Source organism: Bacteroides clarus (assembly GCF_015555825.1).
Classification (GTDB): domain Bacteria; phylum Bacteroidota; class Bacteroidia; order Bacteroidales; family Bacteroidaceae; genus Bacteroides; species Bacteroides clarus.
Map to the genome: position 1 here is coordinate 67582 of NZ_JADNLF010000012.1, position 17290 is coordinate 84871.

Annotated in this window: 15 protein-coding genes; 14 read left to right on the forward strand and 1 reads right to left on the reverse strand. The window is 48.9% G+C overall.

The features are described from left to right. Positions 1 to 330: 330 nt before the first annotated feature. Entirely contained in the window at positions 331 to 1446 is a 1116-nt protein-coding gene (locus tag I2F54_RS13220; RefSeq protein ID WP_195501429.1) for a PDDEXK nuclease domain-containing protein, read from the reverse strand. Between the two features lie 192 nt (positions 1447 to 1638). Between I2F54_RS13220 and I2F54_RS13225 the strand changes: the two genes are divergently transcribed. From I2F54_RS13225 to I2F54_RS13290, 14 genes are all read left to right on the forward strand, one after another. After that, positions 1639 to 2640 carry a 2-hydroxyacid dehydrogenase gene (locus I2F54_RS13225; RefSeq protein WP_195501430.1) on the forward strand — a complete coding sequence of 334 codons (1002 nt, stop codon included), beginning with the start codon at positions 1639 to 1641 and terminating at the stop codon, positions 2638 to 2640. A 91-nt stretch (positions 2641 to 2731) separates the two neighbouring features. Next, positions 2732 to 3436, forward strand: coding sequence for a pirin family protein (locus I2F54_RS13230; protein WP_195501431.1), 705 nt, complete (start codon positions 2732 to 2734; stop codon positions 3434 to 3436). A gap of 80 nt (positions 3437 to 3516) precedes the next feature. Further along, positions 3517 to 4248, forward strand: a complete 732-nt coding sequence (locus tag I2F54_RS13235; RefSeq protein WP_129618138.1) for an MBL fold metallo-hydrolase — start codon at positions 3517 to 3519, stop codon at positions 4246 to 4248. 11 nt (positions 4249 to 4259) lie between these two features. After that, a complete protein-coding gene (locus I2F54_RS13240; protein WP_118047425.1) occupies positions 4260 to 5363 on the forward strand; it encodes a DUF4468 domain-containing protein in 1104 nt (367 codons plus the stop codon). 32 nt (positions 5364 to 5395) lie between these two features. Next, positions 5396 to 5773, forward strand: a complete 378-nt coding sequence (locus I2F54_RS13245) for a VOC family protein (RefSeq protein WP_022219658.1) — start codon at positions 5396 to 5398, stop codon at positions 5771 to 5773. A gap of 48 nt (positions 5774 to 5821) precedes the next feature. Next, a complete protein-coding gene (locus I2F54_RS13250; protein WP_009121572.1) occupies positions 5822 to 6010 on the forward strand; it encodes a hypothetical protein in 189 nt (62 codons plus the stop codon). Positions 6011 to 6254: 244 nt separating this feature from the next. Next, positions 6255 to 7586 carry a DUF3575 domain-containing protein gene (locus tag I2F54_RS13255; protein ID WP_009121571.1) on the forward strand — a complete coding sequence of 444 codons (1332 nt, stop codon included), beginning with the start codon at positions 6255 to 6257 and terminating at the stop codon, positions 7584 to 7586. Further along, complete coding sequence (locus I2F54_RS13260) at positions 7583 to 8824, forward strand: hypothetical protein (protein WP_148360379.1); 1242 nt, start codon at positions 7583 to 7585, stop codon at positions 8822 to 8824. Before I2F54_RS13255 ends, I2F54_RS13260 begins: the two co-directional genes overlap by 4 nt. Positions 8825 to 8826: 2 nt before the next feature. Continuing rightward, positions 8827 to 10257, forward strand: a complete 1431-nt coding sequence (locus I2F54_RS13265) for a hypothetical protein (RefSeq protein ID WP_229097191.1) — start codon at positions 8827 to 8829, stop codon at positions 10255 to 10257. 57 nt (positions 10258 to 10314) lie between these two features. Beyond that, complete coding sequence (locus I2F54_RS13270; protein WP_229097192.1) at positions 10315 to 11685, forward strand: fimbrillin family protein; 1371 nt, start codon at positions 10315 to 10317, stop codon at positions 11683 to 11685. A gap of 211 nt (positions 11686 to 11896) precedes the next feature. Then, on the forward strand, positions 11897 to 13288 hold the full coding sequence (locus I2F54_RS13275) for a fimbrillin family protein (RefSeq protein WP_229097193.1): 1392 nt from the start codon (positions 11897 to 11899) through the stop codon (positions 13286 to 13288). Between the two features lie 38 nt (positions 13289 to 13326). Further along, positions 13327 to 14343, forward strand: a complete 1017-nt coding sequence (locus I2F54_RS13280; protein ID WP_195501434.1) for a fimbrillin family protein — start codon at positions 13327 to 13329, stop codon at positions 14341 to 14343. A 44-nt stretch (positions 14344 to 14387) separates the two neighbouring features. After that, the gene (locus tag I2F54_RS13285) at positions 14388 to 14963 is read left to right on the forward strand and encodes a DUF3575 domain-containing protein (protein ID WP_022219651.1); all 576 of its coding nucleotides are present in this window, start codon (positions 14388 to 14390) and stop codon (positions 14961 to 14963) included. 75 nt (positions 14964 to 15038) lie between these two features. After that, positions 15039 to 17282 (forward strand): hypothetical protein, encoded by a 2244-nt coding sequence (locus tag I2F54_RS13290; RefSeq protein WP_195501460.1) that lies wholly within the window; start codon positions 15039 to 15041, stop codon positions 17280 to 17282. Positions 17283 to 17290 lie beyond the last annotated feature (8 nt).

Consider the following 17290-nt stretch of genomic DNA (forward strand, 5'->3'; position numbering starts at 1 on the left):
AAAGAAATTAATTGAAAAAATCAATAGTTTCTATTGAAACATTTAAGCAGATACTCAATATAGGGTGAGATACTCCTTGATTTATCACTGCCATAATTCAGCGAACAGCGTTTCCATAATGAAAGGAAAAGACCGCTAATCTTAAATCATTCCACCACGGGGTAAGTTTCGTTCCATCATGGTGGAACGAAACTTTCTCCATGGTGGAATAAAACTTACCCCATGCCGGAACGATATAAGTAAGGCATGCTAAATCATTAATCTCCCGAAAGGGAAAAGAAGTGTTTACAACCGATTATTAATCAATGATGTGTAAGCACATCGTATTCATTATCTGTTTATTTCTAATTCTTTTTCGATTTCTTCAATCGTAGGCAGGCTGCCTCGGAAGTCTTTCGGCAAGGCTTGTCCCAACTCATAGTCGGAAATTCCGATTGTTTTTTGGATATCACGCAAGGCATATTCAGCCTTGATACGGTCTTTGCTCTTGCAAAGCAGCAGTCCGATAGTCCGGTTATCTCCCTCACGGCAAAGAATATCATCCACAGCGGAACAGTAGAAATTCAATTTGCCGATATACTCCGGTATGAACTCGGTATCTTTTAATTCAATCACCAAATATCTGTGCAGAAACGCATTATACATCAATATGTCGATATAATAATCATCACCCGACACCTCTATGTGATACTGCCGACCCATAAAGGCAAAACCGGCTCCCATTTCCACGAGGAATTTCTCTACATGCTTCACCAAACCGATTTCCACATCACGCTCATTGTAGTGGTCGGTGAAAGTCAGCATATCGAATATATATGGGTCTTTGAGCATGGATTTTACATCGTCCGCTTCCGGTGCAGGCAGGGTTTCAGTGAAATTGTTTGCCAACGCTCCATGCTTGCCGTAATCATCAAGTCTGATGGCTTCTTGCAGATAGCGTGTCGTCCAATGATTGGTAATGCTTTGCACCATATACCAATACCGTGCGCGAATATCCTTGACCTGCTTTATCAGAACAAGATTATGCGTCCAATCCAGATACTTGATGGGAAGAGTAAAATTATATTCGTCTAATTGCGAAATCACTGATTTCGTAATTGGAGAAGCAGTTCCTTTCACCATCGTAAGTTCTTGATTATATTCGTTGAAGAACTGCACCATATATTGCATATTGCGCACAGTAAATCCTTTTATTTCGGAATAATCGTTCTTCAAATCCACAGACAACCGCTGCAAAGTTTTCTTACCCCAACCTTCATCATCTTGACTTTGCTGTAACATTTCACCAACGTCCCAATACATCCGAAGCATTTCCTCATTGGCTGCATAAATCACCCGTTGCTGTGCAATCAGTACCCTTTGCTTGATTTTGCGAAGCAATGCCGCATAACCACGAAAGTTATCCGCCAAGTTATCATTCCCTTTCATTTCTGTATTTTCAGCCATAGTCTTCTTTTGTTTATTTGCAAAGTTACTCTTTTGATTTAACTGTACATCAAAACCTTACGGTTATTTGAATGTATTTCTATATAGGTTATCTTTTCATCGAACTGTGATGAACCTGTCCTGAACCTTATTATCTTTATATGTGTTATTTATATCGGTAATAAGCGAAATATTCTAAAAACTTAAAAACTCATGGCATATACTATTGCATTCTTCGGCAGCAAGCCTTACGATGAGGCTTCATTCAATGAAAAAAACAGTGAATACGGTTTTGAACTCCGTTATTATAAGGGGCATCTCAACCTGAATAACGTGATACTGACACAAAGTGTGGACGCGGTGTGTATCTTTGTAAACGATACGGCCGACGCGGAAGTCATCCGGCAAATGGCGGCAAACGGAGTGAAGCTCCTTGCCCTGCGCTGCGCCGGATATAATAATGTAGACCTGAAAGCAGCGGCGGAAAACGGTATTACCGTCGTACGTGTTCCCGCCTACTCCCCTTATGCGGTGGCGGAATACACCGTTGCCCTCATGCTCTCCCTTAACCGGAAAATACCCCGTGCCACCTGGCGTACGCGTGACGGCAACTTCTCCCTGCACGGTCTTTTGGGATTCGATATGTATGGCAAAACGGCCGGCATCATCGGCACAGGCAAGATCGCCAAAAAGTTAATCACCATCCTGCGCGGTTTCGGCATGAATATCCTTGCCTACGACCTGTATCCCGACTACAATTTCGCCCGTGAGCATCAGGTAGTATATACCACACTGGATGAATTGTATCACAATTCGGATATCATCTCCCTGCACTGCCCGCTCACAGAGCAGACCAAATACCTGATTAATGACTACTCTATCAGTAAAATGAAAGACGGCGTAATGATTATCAATACCGGCCGAGGACAGCTTATCCACACCAACGCCTTGATAGAAGGGCTGAAAAACAAGAGAATCGGCTCTGCCGGACTGGACGTGTACGAGGAAGAAAGCGAATATTTCTACGAAGACCAGTCGGACAAGATTATCGATGACGATACGCTGGCGCGCCTGCTGTCATTCAATAATGTAATCGTAACTTCCCACCAGGCATTTTTCACCCGTGAAGCCCTTGCCAATATCGCATCCACTACCCTGATGAATATAAAGGACTTCATGGAACACAAGAAACTGGAGAACGAAGTAAAACTGTAAAAAGCCATTTATGGAACATTAATCATCCACGGCTCAAACTTTCCGGCACGATTGCTTGTTACATACAGATAAATCACTAAAAAGAAAGATTATGAAAAAAGTAATAGACAAAGCCGAAAGCCGTGGACATTCTTTATATGACTGGCTCGACAGCCACCATACATTCAGTTTTGACGAGTATTACAATCCCCGTCGCATGAACTTCGGCGCCCTGCGTGTACTGAACGACGACCGGATAGCTCCGGGCAAAGGCTTTGGCACCCACCCGCATAAGAATATGGAGATTATCTCCATCCCCCTGAAAGGTAAGCTGAAACATGGCGACAGCAAGCAAAACAGCCGTACCATCACCACAGGCGATATTCAGACCATGAGTGCCGGTACAGGTATCTACCACAGCGAAATGAACGGAAGCGATACCGAACCGGTGGAATTTCTCCAAATCTGGGTAATGCCCGAAAAACTGAATACCCCGCCCGCCTATCAAGATTATGACATCCGCCCCTATCTGCACAAGAACGAGCTTGCGCTCATCGTATCTCCCGACGGGAATGCTCCCGCCAAGCTGCTGCAACAGACATGGTTCTCCATCGGAGAAGTCGAGGCCGGAAAGAAGCTGGGCTATCACCTGCACCAGTCGCACGCCGGAGTGTACATCTTCCTCATAGAAGGCGAAATAAAGGTAGACGGCACGATACTGTCCCGTCGCGACGGTATGGGAGTATACGAAACCGGCAGCTTTGAGTTGGAAACTCTGAAAGATTCGCATATCCTGCTGATTGAAGTCCCCATGTAAGACTTTTGCATAAAATAACAGCTAAACCGGAAGTTTGTGTAGCGTTTTTTGTAATATTGCGCTATAATTGAATCCGTACAATGAAACTTGATTATATCTACCATAGCGGCTTCGCGATTGAAGCGGACGGAGTGACGGTCATTATCGATTACTACAAAGACTCCTCGGAAGAGGAGCCGAACCGGGGAATCGTACACGACCGTCTGTTAAAGAAACCGGGGATACTCTACGTACTCTCCTCGCATTTCCACCCCGACCACTTCAACCGCGAAGTTCTTTCATGGAAGGAAGAACGCCCCGATATCCGGTATATCTTCTCCAAAGATATTCTGAAACACCGGCGTGCAACGGCGGAAGACGCCACCTATATCAATAAAGGCGACGTCTGCGAGGACGGGCATATCCGTATCGAAGCCTTCGGCTCCACCGATGTAGGCATCTCCTTCCTGATAGACTTACAGGGCGTCCGCCTGTTCCATGCCGGCGATTTGAACAACTGGCATTGGAGTGAAGAATCCACTCCCCAGGAAATACGCAAAGCCGAAGGTGACTTTCTTGCAGAAGTGAAAAACCTGCGACAAAAGGCTCCTCAGGTAGATGTAGCCATGTTTCCGGTGGACAGCCGCATCGGAAAAGATTATATGCGCGGTGCGGAACAATTCGTGGAACGAATAAAAACCACTATATTTGCACCTATGCACTTCAGTGAAGATTATCAGGGCGGCAACGCATTCCGTACTTTTGCCGAAAGCGAAGGTTGCCGTTTCCTTACAATCTCCCGCCGGGGTGAGAGTTTTGACATTACTAAATAAAACATAGCATTATGAAAAATTTGACACAAGTTCTTGTTGCACTGTTCTGCCTTTGCATGCCCGCCTTGCTGCACGCGCAAAGGGACGACAGCAAATATCTGGCCGGCGCCGTTCCGGAAGTGGACGGCAAAGTGGTATTTACCAAAGATTTCAGCATTCCCGGCATGTCTCAAGATACAATCTATTCCCGTCTGCTGAAGTGGATGGACGCGCGTTTGGCGAAGAATGAGAATAACAGCCGCGTGGTTTTTTCCGACAAGGAGAAAGGGCAGATTGTGGGCATGGGCGACGAATGGATTGTGTTCAGCTCCACGGCATTGTCACTGGACAGAACCAAAATACTTTACCAGCTCACCGTTACCTGCCAGCCGGAGAAATGCATCTTTGAGGTGGAGAAGATACGTTTCAACTACCGCGAAGGGAAAGAAAAATATACCGCCGAAGAGTGGATTACCGATAAGTACGCACTGAACAAGTCCAAAACCAAACTGGTGCGCGGCCTTGCCAAATGGCGCAGAAAGACGGTGGATTTTGTAGATGACCTTTGCGTGGGCGTGACCGAGGCTCTAAGCGCCACTGTTGCCAAAGCTCCGGCAGAGGAAAAGAAAGAGGAACAGAAACAGAAAGAGACAAAAGCACTCGTCAACTCCGGCACAACGGTGATTACTCCCAAGACGCAGGTAACGGTAGAGACTCCCCAAACCGCTACGGTACCGGTTACGGTGACCGCACCTCAAACGAATGCGCAGGTTGCGCCGAACGCCTATAAGGAAGTTGCGCCGAACGCCATACCCGCCAACGCCATCCAAACCGGAAACGGCAAACTGGTTATCGTGATTGGCGAGGAACCTTTCAACATGACCATGATGACCGCCAATGCCGGCGGCTCGTTAGGCAAGATAGCAGGCGACAAGCCGGTAATCTTCACCATCCTGTCACCGGAACAGCCTTACGAACAGATGGAAGCGGCCGGGAACTATACCGTACGCTTCTACCCCAACGGGCAGACAGAGCCTTCCGTTATTCTGGAATGCAAGAAAGTTCCGTCACAAGCTCCGATAGAAGGCATGCCGCGCACATACATAGGCGAAATCCTGAAAGCGAAAATCAAATGAACCGATAATGTAAACCTAAATAAGTAACAGCAGTGGAAATAAAAAGCAAATTTGACCATTTTAATATAAACGTCACCAATCTGGAACGCAGTATCGCTTTCTACGAAAAAGCGTTGGGACTGAAAGAACATCACCGGAAAGAGTCGTCGGACGGCTCTTTCACGCTGGTTTACCTCACCGACGGCAGCACAGGCTTCCTTTTGGAACTGACCTGCCTGAAAGAACATCCCCAAGCCTACGAGCTGGGCGAGAATGAAAGCCACCTTTGTTTCCGCGTAGCCGGAGACTACGAGGCGATCCGCCAATACCACAAAGAAAACGGCTGGGTGTGTTTCGAGAATACCGCGATGGGGTTATATTTCATCAATGACCCTGACGATTACTGGATTGAGATACTACCGGCCAGGTAAGTATGCGATATACCCCGATTTTACATTAATACTTAATACATCAACAACGTGAGTATAGAAGAAGCAATGATGGGCGGTATTGTTTTCAAAGGCAAGAAAGACAAGCCTAAAGAAGACAACAAGGTCAAGACCAAAGCCAAAAAGAAAACCTATATCACCGGACTGCATGGTTCCGGTGCGGCGAAAATGAAAGCCGAAATTCGCAAGAAACGCGCGAACAGGCATAAAGGAAAGTAAAAATAATTTTTCAGGTAAGAAGGTGTAAGTTCTCTCAAACAGAATTTACACCTTCTTTTCTTTATATCATACTCACCCGCATCACGGAAAAACATTATAAAATTATGCAATCCAAACGGTTTTTAGGCATATCGCACCGGAAAAGCCCCCGTTAATGAAAGAAAGTTAACAAAAAACTTTGTTTTTACGTTCTTAGTATATATTTTTGATGCCGCAAACAAACAAATAACATTTTAAAAAGAAAGTGATTTTATCACAAGAGCATAAAAAAAAGCGCTACTTTTTTTTATCCAGAAGGATTGTAGTGTGTTTTCTTATATCAATAACTTTGAATAGCACCCATGCTCAGGTACAACGCGGCAAGAAAGACGATGCGAAAGCAGAATTGATATCTTTCAAAGACCGCTGGGGTATCAAGACGAATGCTGTCGACTGGTTATTGACCGTCCCCAATATTGGCGTGGAATTCGACTTAGGCAACACTATCCGAAACAAACACACCATAGGCGCCAATATAAAGTGGAATTGGAATACCTCGCAAAAGTACACCCCATCCCTTATTTTCAATGTATTCGACGCACGGGTAGAGTGGCGGCAGTATTTTCGTACCCGTAAAAGAGGCGGCATCACCAAAGACGCCAATCTGATGACACGCCTCAAGGAAACCGTATTCACCACGCAACGCAAGAATCCCCGCCAGGAACGCGCTTACTACTGGGGCGTATACGTCAACGCCGCCAGCTACAACTTCAAAATCGGCAAGGAAGGCAGGCAGGGTAACGCTTACGGAGCCGGCATCAGCGTGGGCTATACCGCTCCGCTCTACGGTTACCGCAATAATTACATCGACCTGGAATTAGGCGGTTCCGCCGGACTGCTTTATACCTCGTACGATGTTTACACCCATGATGCGGAGAGCGGCTGCTACCCTCGCATAGCGGAGAAATGCAAGGGCGGGCACATCGTACCGTTCCCCCTGATAACGGATTTGCGCGTAGCTTTCGTCTACCGGTTCATGTCGGCGGGCAGCAAGTACAAAGAATCGGTCTACCGCCGTGTACAGTTGCGCGACTTCGCCCGTCAGGCGCTCAATGAAAAGATAAATAAGATGCGCGAGCGTATCGACTCCATCAACAACGCGATACGGAAACAGGGTTTCAGCCGTCCGGACAGCCTGCTCGGTAAGGAAGAACTGAAACAATGGAAGCTGATGCAGCAAGAGCGCAAAGAACTTGCCGCAAAAGAAGCCACCGACAAGCTGCGCAAACAGGTGGCCGACTCCCTGGGCATACAACTGAGCGACACGCTTACTTCCGAACAGGAAAAGACCCTGCGCAAGGCGCTGAAAGTACGTGAAGAACAATTGAAGCGGAAAGCCGAAACGCAAGATTCCACCAAGCTCGGCAAACGCGCCGCCAGAGAGGCAAAGCAGTCCGCCCAAGAGAAGAAAGAGAGGAAAAACAAGAAAGACTCCGGGAAAAAGAAGAAAAAGGACGGAAAGCCGGAAGCCGCGGCCGTCAAAGAGGAAAAAGGAGATGCCTCCGGTGAAGCTGCAAGGAAGGAGGATGAAGGATGAAGAACAAGACACTGACATATCTTGTCCTCAGCCTGCTGTGCTGCATGTCCGCCTGCACCTCGGTAGACCTCTGTCCGGAAGCGGAACACCCGCATATCACCGACATGCGGGTACGCCTCAACTGGGGCGACATCAGCAAAGATGAGATTCCGGCAGAGATGCACATCGTGGCAAGCCGCATCATAAACACCTGGCGTACCCACGGCATCGTAGACACATCCGCAGACCCTGCAACAGACAATAATATCACCCTGCAACAAAGCTCTTCCGACAGCGGAACAGCCGTAACCGCCGCTTCCTCTTTTTACCTGCGCGGCGGCGAGTACAACATATTCGTTATCAACGAGCAGTATGCAGACACCCCCGTACAAACGGATGAAACGAAGCCCACTCCCATCATCAGCATAGACAATCTGGACAATTACATCCACGACAACCGGATAAGCGTAAAAGACCTGTATCTGCAAATCAGCAGCATGGGCGACGAGAAGCCCGGTATCGTAGAGGGCAACGACCTGCCCGACTTCAATCCCGACGACGAGTACCTCAAGGAGGTAAAGTCCCCCATCTTCTATGCGGTACAAAAGAATATAAACATCCAAACCGGGCAACCCACCGTTATGGAATTCGATATGCAACGTATCAGCCAGCGCATCAATATCATCTTCAACATCCGCACCGAGGGAAATATCAAAAAGGAAGACCTCTCCGCGCCCATCATCGAACTGTCCGGAACTTGCGGACGCTTCAACATCTCCGACGCCTGTTTGGACACCACCCGCCTATACCGGACGGTACATCAGGTGCAACCGGACGAATTTACGCAAACCGGCGAAGGCACTTACCGATGCGCAGTCCATTTCCATACCCTCGGCATCATCCCCAGCGCGGCCAAAGGGCATCTCAACGGGCCGGGCATCTTACAAGTGGCCTTGCAGGTGTCCACTCCCCAGTTGGACGCCGCCGGAGCACCGGTACTGGATGCGGACGGCAATCCCGTCAAGAACAGCCGTTACATCTACGGCGCCATCAATCCTTATGACGAGCTGACCGCGGCACAGCTTATCGAAGTGCGCGACGGCAAGACCTACCTGCGTTACAGCAAAGAAGACGTGAACATCGAGATAACAACTCCTTTGGTGATAAAGGCCGATAAGATAGTACCCAACGACACCGGTATGGGATGGCAGCCTCACGACCCTTCCAATCCGGATGACGACATAATAATAGAGATATAACCATGAAACGCCTGACATATAGTAATAAGATACATAAGCGGAAACGCCGGCATATGCTTGTCCTGCCCCTATGGTGTATGTTGCTGCTTGTTGCCAGTTGCGGTAATCTGTACACCGGTGACGAATCGCTTTACGACCCGAATCATCAGGACAACGAGGGCGACCGGACACAACTGCCCGTCATGGTAGCCTTCAGCGACCCTATATATAATGTACTGACGCGCGGTTCGGGAGTGCTGAACCCCACGGACGAAACGAATTTCGGCCAACGCATATCCGACGGAACATTCTTTGTATACGCTTTCCGGCGCGACAACCCCAACGGCATGACCTATGCCCATCGGCGGGCGGAGGATGCCGACCGCCGTTATTGCCTTATCGACGGCAGCCTGGACGAAATCTCCGCCGAAGAGTGCGCCACGCTGGGACTTACCGCCGAACAATGCAAGCTGCACGGCAAACGGGCAGCCTATGCCGGAAACGGCTCGTTCATCAATTGGAAAAGCTCCGGCTACATTCCCTATTATAACTTGCAGGAAGAATTCGACGCTTTCAACTTCTTCGCCTATTACTACGACAATGCAAAAACGGGCGAAGTAAAGCGTGAAGCAGACCGTATCTGCTTCGATGTCACGGTAGACGGTTCGCAAGACCTGATGTGCGCCGCGGCTTCCGACCTGAAAACGCTGATAGAGGATGTGGAGAACGGCCGGAAAATCGCCGCCGATTACAGCGAGCAGGCTGACCGGCTGAAACAGCTTGGCGCTGACGAACGTCAACTGATGCGCAGTTGTTACTACGGCACCTACACGGCACGCCGAAATATCTGGCCTATCATCCGCATGAAGCATCAACTGTCGTACGTCAAGCTGAAATTCTACCCCGCGAGTAAAAGCACGGAAGACATCGTTTACATTACGGGTGTCTGGATAGAATGCGTCAACAAGGGCGTTTTCACGGTAGCGGCATCAGACCCCGCAAACATAGGCGTCTACTTCCCGGCAGACGGAGAACGGGGCAAAATACCTGCACGCGACGCCGATGGGAAAGAAATTCCCTGGACCGACGCCGACGGGAACTCCCTCTACCCTATGCAGGTGAAAGAAGAAGACGCAAACAAGGAAGTAAACCAGCGCCCGGCGACAGACGGCGGCATATTCCTGCTACCGCCGGGCAACAATGCCAAACTCCTAATCAGCACGGTGTATTATCCCAACGACACTGCAAGCGAACCCTACGCCACGACTTTCAGCTATGATTTAAAGGATGCGGTGTACAACAAAGACGAGAACGGCGCCTACCTCTCCAGTGGATTTATGGGCGGACGCGAATACAGCATCAGCGCCTACATATACGGGCCGCAGGATATAAAACTGAACGTACAGGCTGCCTCGTGGGTGAACGGCGGGGATATAGAGATAGGAGAAGAATAAAAGTGAGACAAACAGAGATTTATATATTTTCTTTTATTAATTAAATTTTAAATGATTATGAAAAAGCAATTTTTCTATGCAGCAATGGCTCTTGCAGTAATGAGCAGCTGTTCAAAGGACAATGATCCGGGTAATGGTAATCCGGAAGAGAACAATGACAAGGCAGTAATTGCACTGGGCGTAGACGTACCCACTGCTACCGTCAGTACCAGAGGTACAGGTTCTGTAGGCGATGTAGCGGGTGACCAAAACACATGGAACAGCCAAAAACTGTACATCTACATGGTAGATAGAGCTACAGGTTTAGAAGCTGAAGAAGGAGCCGATGGAGCAAAAACCAAGATTCTTGACAATGACGTTCTTCAGTTCAGAGCACCCAAAGCTGATGCCCAAGATAAAGGTAGCATCAGAATCTATAAAAGCTATACAGAAGATACAGACAACGGTGTAATTCAATATAAATATTACCCTACCAACGGTCAATATACATTCTATGGTTACCATATTGATGATGCAGAAAATGCCACTCCAAATATTACAGCAACAGAGAAGAAAGTAACAGGTGTTACGATCAATGGTACTCAAGATTTATTGGCAGCTAAAACCATAGACATGACTGCAAATGACGCCCAAACAGATGGAAGCTTCTATAAAGATATAGCCACTACGCTAACCGCTGAATGGTCTGAACTAATGAACTACCAATTCGGTGCTCGTACAGCCCGTAAAGGTATTGTTCCTGTCTTGAAATTCGAGCACCAATTGGCACGCCTGAAATTCTTTGTAAGAGCTGGTAGCCAAAGTGCAGCAGGATATGAATACCAAGGAGGCTGGACAGAACGTAAAAGTAACGATGCTGCCGCTAAAACTCTTGGTATGCAAGTTACTAAAATCACTCTAAAGGATATGGCGAATGTTATTGATATGGATCTTACCACTCCTGTTTCTACAAGAAACGGAGCCGGTGCTGCTGACTTTGTAGTATGCAGCAAAGATGCTGCCAATAACAATAAGCTGGATCCCACAAAAGGTTTGATAACTCCGGTAGTACCTAAGTATCCTTATGGTGATTCAAATATTCCGGATGCATCAACTGATCCTGATGCCAAAGGAACTCAAGTCGGTGAACCCGTAATGTTTTTCCCAAATGGAGATATTGAATTATCCATAGACCTCAAGCAATATGTAGAAGATACTCAAGATGAAACAAACGGTAATACGATTTCATACAAAGAAGTTGAAAAAGCGGATAACAAGTTAACCATTGAAGAAGCTAAAATTTCAGCCGACACAAAAGAATTCAAGCCCGGCGCTTCTTATAACGTATACATTACCATCTACGGCTTCGAAAAGATTGAAGTTACCGCTGTCCTGACCGCATGGGAAAATGGTGGTGACATTGATGCCGACATTGAGGACGGAAAATAAGAGCCTACCCCTCTAACGGAGACATCCCTTGACACAATCCAACTACCAACGGGTGGTACACTAAATACCAACCGTTGGTACTTGCAATACCAAAGCGTGGTACGGGAAGTACCACCCGTTGGTATAACGAATACCCAAGCATGGTACGAGAAATACCATCCGGGGAACATCAGAGAAGAACGATATGTTTAACCAATTACTCACTACAATCATGAAAAAGAACTTATGGATTCTGGCGGCCGCCCTTTGCATGACAGCCTGCTCGCAAAACGAGGATATCGTAATAGAGCAACCTGTTACCGACAGCGACTTCGAGTCGCCGGACGGACGCCTCATCATTCAATTAGGGGGAATAGAATCCCGCATAGGAGCCAGCGTAGGCGTAACACGCGCTCCGCTGGACAAACTGTACGATGACACCGACGGAGCTACCACCCAATTAGGAATCTTCGCCCTTGCTACCAATGACGCTACAAACAACACCGTCATTACCGATGCCAACCGAACAGCCGCATGGGGCGACACGGACAATTACGGCATTCTGTTGAACAACGTACAGGCAGCTGTAACCGCCTGGCCTCAACAAGGCGGTACGGACGAAAAGCCGGATGGCTTGGAAAACGACAAGGCGCAGAAGATTACATTATATAAAGATAATGCCGCAAACGGTGTCTACTACTATCCGATGCAGAAGAAATACGACTATACTTTCTACGGCTACGCCCCCTATCAAGCCGACCAAACCATCAGTGCCGCAAAACCGGAAATAAGTTTTACCAAATTCGACGGCTCGCAAGACATCATCTGGAAAAACGCCGCTGCCGCCCCGATAGCTCCCGGCTCCATCTACCTGAAAGACGGCGTAACAAACGATACCGAGCTGACCGGCTACAATGCCCGGTACATCCGCCAGTTAAAGTATCACTTTGAGCTGAATAAAACACCCCACGATAAGTCGGACTACCCGTGGATACCCAACATCAACTTCGAGCACCGGCTGGCACAACTGCGTTTCTCCGTGATTCCCGCAAGCGACCAGTCCGAAGCGGACAGAACCGCCGTTCAAAACATGAAAGTGAAAAACATCACCATCAAATACCACGGTAGAACCGCCACCCTCAACATTCTGACCGGCAAGCTGACCTTTACCGACAACGGTTCCCTGCTGATGAGGGAAGCCACCGACGACGGCAACGGAAATATCGCTTTCACAAACGAGAATGCCGACGGAACAGCCGAAGTTCCCAAAGACATTTACGTCCAGAAATACGAGAACGGACAATACACGCTTGGCGGCGTATCAAGCCCAGCCCCGTTGGTGCAAGGCTATCTGATGGTGAAACCGGATATGGAACAATTCCTGATGGACGTTACCATCATGGCTCCTGACGCCGGCGGAGTGCCCCAAGACCTGATTGTGCACGACATCCCCGTCAATGCCCCCACTCCCTCTGCCGATTTGAATAAAACCGACAAATTATTCTATGCCGGCTATTACTACAACGTGCGTATCGGCATCTACGCCACCCAGCAAATCAACGCCACCGCCACTTTGGCCACATGGAAACCGGGCGGTGATCCCGTAGACGTACCCATCGAGTAAAAGCGGAACGTACCCGCACGAAAAACAAAAACTGTGTAATGAGTAAAAAGAAAAACATATCGTACCTCTTCAGTCTCGCACTCCTGCTACTGGCAGGATGCGACGCCGATACTGCCACAGTCCCTCTTCCCGGCGAGGAGAGGGCTGTGGAAGTGCGGCTGAAAGCATCGGTATGCACCGTAGAGGCTACTGTCAGCCGGAATGTCATTGAAGGCACCGCCCTGAATACAGGAGATAAAATAGGCATGTTCCTCATGAGAGACAGTAATTTCAGCACCCCATACTTACAGAATCTTCCATACCTGTATGCAGAGGACGGGCAACTGAATTTGCAGCCGGAAGGAACGAAAGTGTACTACCCCGCCCGGAAAGATACGCTCTACCTGTACGGTTACTATCCTTATACCACGGAAGCCGCCACAGACGGGCATGGCAAAGTATCCATTCCCGTCACCGCTGCTCTGGAAGCGAATGAAGCGACGGACTACCTTTACACCGGCGAAATAAAAGGCAGCAAGAAAGCGGCGGCAACCGCGGCAGGCATTCCCGTCTCCTTGAAACATGCCCTGGCACGGCTATGCCTCAACATATCCACCAATCGCCCCGAATATACCGCCGAATCATATCCCGTATTGCAAAGCATCGGCTTCATCACCCGTGAGGGACAAAAGGGAACCATGGATTTGCAGACAGGCGATATCACGTCCGACAGTCCGGACGCAGGGACATCCGTCATCTCCGATTACCAGGACGAAGCAACCCCACCCGCCCTTATACCCGGAACGTCCGTCCTTCAAAAGGATTACCTGTTGCTGCCATACAAGCACGGCTCTACCGGAGCGCTCCGCCGGTTGGCGTTCAGCATAAAGGAACCCGACGGAACCGTGAAGGACATCGTTGTGTTCGACGAAGCCGATGCCGATGCAAACACTCCCCCGTCAATTGTACTGGAAGCAGGCAAAACCACTACGCTCAACATTATATATACGCAAAGCATGGCCGCCAAAGCTTCCGTAAACGATTGGGACAAGGGTACGGAACACACCTTTCAATAACACGGAACTTACAACCATCAATAACCCAAACGATAAACACCGATATGCCGAAAACCCATCACCATACACTTCTTCCAAGCAGTATCTTCTTTCTGCTGATACTGTGCAGCGCTCCTGCCCTGCATGCCCAGCAACTGGCGGTAAAAACCAACGGACTGATGCTTGCCGCCATGGCTCCCAACATCGGCTGCGAATTCGTTGTAGGCGAACGGAGCAGTATCGACATCTCGGCTTTCGGCGCAATCAACATCTACGGCAACAAAGCCAAAATGATAGGACTTCTGCCCGAATACCGTTACTGGTTCAACGGACGCCCCATGACACGGGAGTTTGTAGGAATAGCCGCCCTCGGCGTTTCCTACGACATCACATGGGGAGAGCGTATCTATCAGGGTGATGCCGCCGGCGCCGGAATCACGTTCGGCTACGCGCTGAATCTGAGCAGACGCCTCAACGTAGAGTTTTACGGCGGATTCGGCGCCGTATACTTCAAGCAAAAACAATACTACAAAAACGACAACATAGCAGACTACACCGACGGAACGGCACAAGCCAACGCCAACGGTTACAAACTATTGCCTATCAAGATAGGTGTCTCTGTGTCCTATATCTTCAAATAAAGAACAACCGCCATGAAACATTTCATCATAACATCAGCCGTTTGTCTTGCTATGGTTTCATTTTCCGCATCAATCATGGCGCAGCAAATCTCCATCGTGTCCGGCAAAGTGCTGAACCTGCCCGAAGGCGAAAAGAAACCGAGGCCTTTCCCCATGGGCGAAACCGTGCGTATCTTCGCTTTCAACACCGTAGCCTCCGCACGCGATGCTCTGAAAACGCTCGAAACCGGCGGTGGCGGGACACTGCTCTTCGATGCCGACGCCGTGGCAGGCGCCGACGGGTACTACGAAATACGCGTGGCGGAAAACGGCGCGCTTATCTTTAACGTACAAATGAAAAACGAACTGCGCGAGGTAAACTACAAGCAGGAGATTAATGCCAACATCGACGGCGGCATCGCCCTTGAGGAAGTGGAAGTCGTGGCTGAGAACCCGAATCCGCAGCCCCGCCCCGTAGCCGGGAAAATAGTGGGAAACAAGCTGATTGTAAACAACTCGGTAGCCATTCCCAGCAATTACGGCGCTCCCAACCGCCGGCTCATCATGCAGCCTTACATCATGGACTGTACCACCGAAGAGGTGGTGAGCTACATGGACCCCACCGTCATGGATGGCCCCGAATACGGACTGACGCAAGACCGCCGCATGGCCTACGACATAAAGAACGACAAACTGGCGCCCTTCATCAATACCCGTCGCCAGCTGGATGCCACGCGCTTCAATCTGGACATCAACGACTCAGTGCCCGTGCCCGACCCCAGACGCATTTACAGCGTATTGTCCAAAGTTATTATAGCCGATTATACCCACTCCACTTACGAAGCGGAATGGAAAATGACTACCTGCAAAATAAAACGCCCTTTGCAGTTTCTGGAGTTCTCATTCCCCGATTTCGAATTAGACCCCGATAAATACAAAGAAACGCCCCGACGCGAACGCCGGAATACGGCGGGCAATATCTCGCTGACATTCCTCGTAGGCAAGGCCGAACTGGATCCGGCGGACTCTGCCAACGTGGTGCAGATGAATAAATTGCAGGAAGACCTGATGGGCATCGTCAACGGCGAGGGCACCACGCTGAAAGAATTTAAGATTACCGGCGTATCGTCTCCCGAAGGACGCTATGCCGGCAATCTGGCGCTCGCCAAACAACGAACGGCTTTCGCTCTCCAAAAAATCACTTCGGTAATACCTGCCGCCAAATGGAGCCGGGTGTATAAGCATCCCACGGAAACGCGTGTCGCCACCTGGAATGAGGTAGCCTGCTTGCTGGAGCGGGACAGCCTCACCGCGGAAGCGCGGGAGATAAGGGAAATCACCGGGAAATACAAGAACCCCGATGCGCAATTTGCCGCCGTATCACGCCTGCCCTATTACTCCACCGTCATCAAAGAGCGGCTGCCCAAGCTACGTACCGTGCAGTACGAATACAAACATGAAATATTCCGTGAGCTGAACCCGGACGAAATATTGGACAAATACTTGCACGACCCGCAATATGCCGACGGCAAGAAGTCATTCACACGCTACGAGTACTGGCATTTGTTCCAAATGATAAAAGAGCCGAAAGAAGCGGAAAAGCTCTATCGGCGCGCTTACAGGGAGACAATGGCATACGACGCGAAAGGGAAAGAAAAGCCGTGGATTCTGGCGGCCAACAACCTTGCCATAGCGCTGTTGCGCAGGGACACTTTCGATGTAGAGATACTGAAACCCCTGATTGACCTCAAACGAAAAGTGAACATGGTGGATTCGTTCAACGACGGCATCAGCATAACGAAGACCGAAGTAAACCCCGAAACAATCGTCGCCAACCAGCTCGCGATGTACATACGCGCCTATAACTTTGAAGAGGCCAGCATCCTTGCCGACAAGCTTCCCGACACCGAGCGTTTCCAGATGATAAAGGCGTTTGCCAACTGTCTGGGCGGCTACTACGACTACCGGGGCGCAGCCACCGTGAAAGAGGGTGAGGAACGCAAAAAGGTATTCAAAGCAGTGAAAGAGTCGTCACCGCTCAATAATATCGTAATGTGCATGGCCATGGAAACGGACAATTACAATAAAGAAGCGGAGAAAGCATTGGACGCGCTGCCCGAAACGGCCATGACAAAGTACATGAAGCTGGTGATTTACATCCGGGAAAAGAAACTGTATGAATGGAGCTACGATAACGCCCTGGATTTTGATGAAGCCTGCAAGAAACTGGAAGAAATCGTCAAACTGGATGAGAAATACTACAAAATAGCCGTTAATGACGGCGAAATCAGTAAAGAGTTTATGGAATATTACGACCAGGGTGACTGGAAACTTTATTAAACGGATAT